Here is a 1,767-nt window from a genome sequence, read left to right on the forward strand (position 1 = left end):
TTTTCTGTGTGCCCCGCAGTTACACAATCTAAGTGGTTAAAATCCACTCAGTAACTTTACCCTTTAAAGTGCTGTAGCCGAAGTAGAAATCCTCCCTCATTAAATGAGAAGGATTGACAGGGTGTCCTCTGTGAAGAGGAATCTGAAAGGTCTGCAGGTAAAATCCAGCCCGGAACATGATGTGAACCAGAGGTGGCGGCGATGATGGGTGACCCGCCAGAAAAACGGGGAAGCCTATGCGAAAGCATATCCTATAGGAAAACGGCAAAAAGGGAAATGACCTATAGGGCGCATCGACGTGATTAGGGTCGGGATGGATGGAAAAGAATGTGTGATAACCGGGGGAAGCACTGTAGGCTCCTATCAGTGAACGCTGTTAGGTAGGGGAGGTATAACCCAATGGGGAAAGCCAAACCAATGGTACTGCAGGTGGCGGATGGCTCCGTAGTAGTGATGAAATCCGAACCGATGAATGCTGGCGACAGTTTGGAGGAGAAAATTCGGATGAGTGGATGCATCAAGTCATCCAACCCATTTCATGACCAAAAGCTGTGAGATGGAGGCGAAGGGACCTGCTTTGTTAACATTGTGAATAGAAGTGAGTGGGAAATATAAGCGCCTTAATGTAACGGTTCATCGAATGGGTACGTCCCGCCGACCGTGATGCACGTGAGGATGGAGAGGAACTGGCGACCTGAGTACACCATGAAGGATAGGAGCGATTGGTTAAACCTAGACACGCAGTTCGACATGGTGGAAAGAGAAAGGAATTATTTCTTGTAGCGACTATAAGACCAATGTGGTGAGTAAGCGTGAAGGTGGTGAGCTGCTATGAGACCGAAGCGCAAATACTACTCAATCATTGATAAAGTATATCGCCTTTCAAACCTACATGACGCTTGGAATGCCGTGAAGGCAAACCGGGGAAGTGCGGGGATAGATGGCGAGACGATTCAATGGTTTGAAGTGCAACTGGATCAAAATCTCGGGGAGATTCAGCGTCTAATCAAAGAAAGGCGTTACCGACCTGAACCAGTCCTCCGACATTATATTGAGAAAGACAATGGGAAGAAACGCCCGCTTGGAATTCCAACAGTCAGGGACCGCATTGTCCAACAAGCAGTCCGACAAATGATTGAACCTCTGTTTGACCGTGATTTCTATCCGCACAGTTATGGATTTCGAAAAGGACATTCGCAACATCAGGCACTTGATGTCGTCAGACGAGCCAAGAAGCATGGATATGAGTATGTAGTAGACCTTGATATTCAATCGTATTTCGATACAATCCCTCATGACTTACTCATGAATAAAGTAAGGGCCAAAATCGCCGACGGGCGAGTACTCGACCTAATCGAGATGTGGCTAAAAGCAGGGGTCATGGAAGATAATCAGTTCCATGAAACGGAAATAGGATCGCCGCAAGGTGGGGTCATATCGCCCTTATTGGCGAATATATACCTTGATGAATTTGACTGGAAGATGAAAGAGGAAGGCTTTCCAGTAGTCCGATTCGCGGATGATGCGATTGTCTTCTGTAAGACAAAAGTTGAGGCACAACGAGCGTATAAAGCGGCCGAAAAGATTCTTGAAGGAAAACTCAAACTCACGATGCACCCTGAAAAGACAAAAGTCGTCCATTTCGATGAAGGGTTCCGATTCCTAGGCTTTGAATTATGGAAGGATTTCATGGTTCTTCCCGACACCAGGGTAAACAAGTTCAAGAACAGGATAAGACATTTATCCAGAAGGCAACAAGGAAAGAGC

2 protein-coding genes are annotated in these 1,767 nt (G+C 46.5%); both read left to right on the forward strand.

The features are described from left to right. Positions 1–399 precede the first annotated feature (399 nt). The gene (locus AB1L08_RS22250) at positions 400–555 is read left to right on the forward strand and encodes a hypothetical protein (RefSeq protein WP_413066755.1); all 156 of its coding nucleotides are present in this window, start codon (positions 400–402) and stop codon (positions 553–555) included. Between the two features lie 276 nt (positions 556–831). Further along, the coding region (ltrA, locus tag AB1L08_RS22255) for a group II intron reverse transcriptase/maturase (RefSeq protein WP_413066756.1) at positions 832–1,767 on the forward strand (936 nt) is incomplete at its 3' end.

Source organism: Siminovitchia jepli, assembly GCF_047228825.1.
In the GTDB taxonomy this organism is placed as follows: domain Bacteria; phylum Bacillota; class Bacilli; order Bacillales; family Bacillaceae_C; genus Siminovitchia.